This is a genomic window from Kitasatospora sp. NPDC093102 (assembly GCF_040683915.1).
Lineage (GTDB): Bacteria > Actinomycetota > Actinomycetes > Streptomycetales > Streptomycetaceae > Kitasatospora.
On the sequence record NZ_JBFBFA010000117.1, the window covers coordinates 1 to 3,680 of the forward strand.

The window sequence follows — 3,680 nt, forward strand, 5'->3', positions numbered from 1 at the left end:
CGGACACTTCGGGGATGGTGAACTGGGACAGCAACGGGCCTCCTGCGGCGGAGAGTTGGTCGACAACCTCATCTCTGCCAAGAGGCCCGTTCGCCCATGCGCGCCCGCCGACAGGAACGATCATTCGAGGCGTCAACCCCGTCGCTCCCCATCGAACACTGCCCGGTTCGCCACCACGCTCTCAAGCCTGATCACAAGATCTTCGACAGAGCCGAATTACGTGATCGTCCACAACGAGTCGGATCGTGAGACACGCAACGAGGGTCGGGCGCCTGGGTGGAGGATCGTCTATCGCCTGCGGGATGCTCTTCCGGGTTCCGATTCCCGAATGATGTTGCAGGTAGTCGCGGTGGGGGCGCGCACAGCGAGCCAGGTGTACCACCTGGCGGGAACACGGCTGGAGCGACCAACACTCGTCAGGGCACCCGTGCCTCAGAAGACCGCGGCTCCTGCTGCTGCACCCCGCAGAAGGACTCTGGTCGAGGCGCAACGCGTGGCCATGGAGCGGTTGCGCCAGGCACAGAATCGGCGACGCTGAGACGTGCTTTGGGTGCCCGTGACTGGTATCCACCGGTGCTGCGGCGGCTTTCCGAGAAGGCATGGCAGGGGCGGTCGCCGAGGTGAAGCTCGAGGCGGTCGATGAAGGTGCGGCTGGGCTGCGTGGTGCGGATGTTGCCCCTCTGACGTGGGTCTGTCGTGTGAGGTCTCGGGACTATGTTGGCAGCTTGGCTCAAGACATCATTGACGGTCTCAGTTGATGCATGACAGGGCGTCAGTGTTCCGTCCCGGCAAAGTTTAGTGAACATCAGTCTCACCGAACTTTGACCGACGTCGGCATCGCAACAGTTCGATCTGGGCGACCAGGGTTGAGGCCTGCCACGGCGGTGACATCATCAGCCAGGTGCTCGAAGAGCGCTCCCGTGGACCGTCCCACTCACCGTAGTCTCGTGCCGTGGTCGACGAACACAAGGCAACCGATGCCTTCAAGAACCGATGCACGAATGCGGCACTGACGCTGGAATCCTGCTCCAGCTACTTCATCGACCGCATCTCGTTGAACGAGTCCACCGAGGACCGCAAGGACAACACGCTGGACGTGTGGCTGCGCGAGGGGCCGTGGAAGCCCGATGTGGTGATCTCGCTGTCCAATCTCCACTCGGTCCGCCCGTGGGAACCCGGACTGGCCCCCATCTTCATCGACGGGATCTCCCTAATCCACCTGCCGAAGCTGCCGTCGCCCTGGCCCGCCGAGGCGGTCGGCCGGCTCGATCGCTCCGAGGACCTGCCCGAACTGGTCTGGCTGAGGATCACCGGACCGCTCGAAGTCGACGCTGTCGCTGCGATCGTGACCGTCTACCAGGCCCAGAGCGACGATGCGGCCTCCGTACTCCGGTGACAGCCTGAACCCGCTCGACGGCTCAGACAGCAGTCAAACTGCGATGCCAGGTGCTGTGGCTACGGACCGCCCTGGGTGAGTCTATGGGCAGTCCGGCTGGATGGTCACCCGAATGGCCCGACGGGCCTGCGCAAGGTTGGCCAGACATGTGTCCGGGTCGGGTCCGGTGACGACACAGCGGGCCAGCACCGAGGCTGGGAGCGCCTCCACCGAAGTGCCCAGGTGGGCCTCCCAGGTCAGCCTGGCCAGCCAGGACGCATCCAACTGCTCGGGGTCGAACGCCTGGCCGGTCACGGTACCGGTGGACCCCGCTCGGATCAGGGCGACGGCCGCACTCGCACTGTGGGTGGGTGTGACGGCGGGGTCCTGACCAGCGGCGGTCTGGATGGCGGCCAGGAGCAGGTCCACGCCGGTCGCCAGTCGCACGAGTTCGGGGACGCTGTCGCCCTGCAGGTGGGCCGCTGCGTCGGTGATGACCGGGCCGAGCACGGTCATCACGATGTGCACGTGCCCAACGCCGTGCTCTACGCCGAGGGCCTGGATCGCGCGGGCCGCGAGCTGCGAAAGGTCCGGCTCCACGTTCTCCGCAGTGACGAGGTGGGAGGAGGGCTGGAACAGGGGGTAGTTCGTGAACGCCGTCCGGACCGAGGCGACCACCCGGGTCCGGCCGCCGCTCGTGACAGTCTGAAGAGTGATCCGGTCGCCGTCCGGGGCTTGCTCGAGCAGGACGGCCCCAGGGGTGGTCTCTGCGGCGAGGGCTGCGTTGTGCGCGAACGTCCATGCGGTGTGGAGGTCTTCGGCCTTGTCGACCCGGATCGCGCCGTAGTGGCCGAGGTTCGCAAGTGGGCGCAGGACAACGGGGTACCCGGTCCACAGCGCCGCAGCGGCCGCATCCTGATGGGAGTCGACGCGGGTGCCTCGCAGGGTGGGCAGTCCCGCTTCCGCGAGCAGGACCCGCGCGATGGAACGGTCGGCGGACGCGGCAGCCGATGCCGTGGACGGGCCTCGGACACCGAGCGCTTCAGCCAGGTCGGCGGCCTGCGGCAGGGCCTCTGCTGTGAGCGCCAGCAGTCCCGCCGGCAGTTTGCCTTCGATGCCGTCGGCACCTGCCGTCAGTGCGGTCGTGTCGGGTCCGCCCCAATGCGAGGCCGGGTCGTGGAAGGTGATCGGACGGGTCTCGGCAACGCTCCGCAGGTCCGCTTCGTGGTCCCGGGTCGGGCCGACGATCAGTACTGCGGGGGAACGGGGCACGATTCGCTTCTCCTCGTTTGTCGTAGGTTCCGTCATCGCTCGCGCCGTCGTTGGCGCGTCCAAGCACAGTGCCGCACACAGTCGTTGTCGTTCAGGTGACGACGCACAGCGGGGACTGGCGGTTGCAGGCGCGGTCCTGCCTATTCGTTCCGGGCCAGGCGGTTCAGGGCATCTGGTCGACCGGCTTCGGCGGGACCATCCAGACGAACCGGTGGCCCGAGGCCGCGTCAAGGGGGCGGGTCATCAGGAGCGTGATCCGGGTCGGACCCCACTTGGGATGGTGGATCATACGTGTTTCGCCGTTCGGGTGAATGTACTCGTCGTCCAGCGAACGCTCCATCAGCTCGCGCAGTGACCGGTCCCTGCTTGCCGCGTCCTCAAGCTCGCGCTGCAGCGCGACCAGGCCCAGTTCCCAGGGCGAAGCAGCCAGCGCTGCGCGCAGCTGGCGCAGGAAGGGCAGCGCCCAACCTTCCGGCCAGTCCAGCAGGACTGTGTCGCGTGCGGTCTCGGTGAGCAGGATGTAGCGCAGAACGTTAGTCGGCCGCTCCGTTCCTGCCCAGATGTCCCGGAACGCCTGGTTGGTCAGTTCGATATCCCAGCAACGGTTGGACAGGTAGCCGGGTATGACGTTGGAGTCGAGTGCCAGCTGGTAGGCCGGCACCGAGGTGAGCTGGTTGCTGAACGGCTGCGGAGGTTCCTGCCCTGTGGCCAGGAGAAACATCGCGTGCCGCTGGTGGGCGGTCATGTGCAGCGCAGAGGCCACACGCTCCAGAAAGTCGGGTTCCGCTCGGGTCAGGCCTCGCTCGAAGTCGCCATAGGTCCGGACGGACACCCCGAGCATTGCCGCTGCGCGCTCCTGGGAAAGGCCGGCATGGCGCCGCCCGCGCGTCGTGACGGCGGCCTCCGGCGGGCCTGTATCAACGTCGGCCCGGCATCTGAGAAGGTGTTGTCTTTCGGCACGTGACCGGTGGGTTTCCGCTGGTCAGGCATGAACTCCGTGGTGTCGAGGAAGAGTCGGGCCGTCGCGTTCGTC

The 3,680-nt window shown here is 66.8% G+C and carries 2 protein-coding genes and 1 pseudogene; 1 reads left to right on the top strand and 2 read right to left on the bottom strand.

The features are described from left to right. Positions 1–952 precede the first annotated feature (952 nt). Positions 953–1,396 carry a hypothetical protein gene (locus AB0O11_RS39115; RefSeq protein WP_363397340.1) on the top strand — a complete coding sequence of 148 codons (444 nt, stop codon included), beginning with the start codon at positions 953–955 and terminating at the stop codon, positions 1,394–1,396. Between the two features lie 81 nt (positions 1,397–1,477). Here the strand turns inward: AB0O11_RS39115 and AB0O11_RS39120 are convergent, their stop codons facing one another. After that, the gene (locus AB0O11_RS39120) at positions 1,478–2,647 is read right to left on the bottom strand and encodes a hypothetical protein (RefSeq protein WP_363397342.1); all 1,170 of its coding nucleotides are present in this window, start codon (positions 2,645–2,647) and stop codon (positions 1,478–1,480) included. 163 nt (positions 2,648–2,810) lie between these two features. Then, positions 2,811–3,515 (bottom strand): annotated as a pseudogene (locus tag AB0O11_RS39125) (helix-turn-helix domain-containing protein); the annotation flags it as partial. Positions 3,516–3,680: the final 165 nt, after the last annotated feature.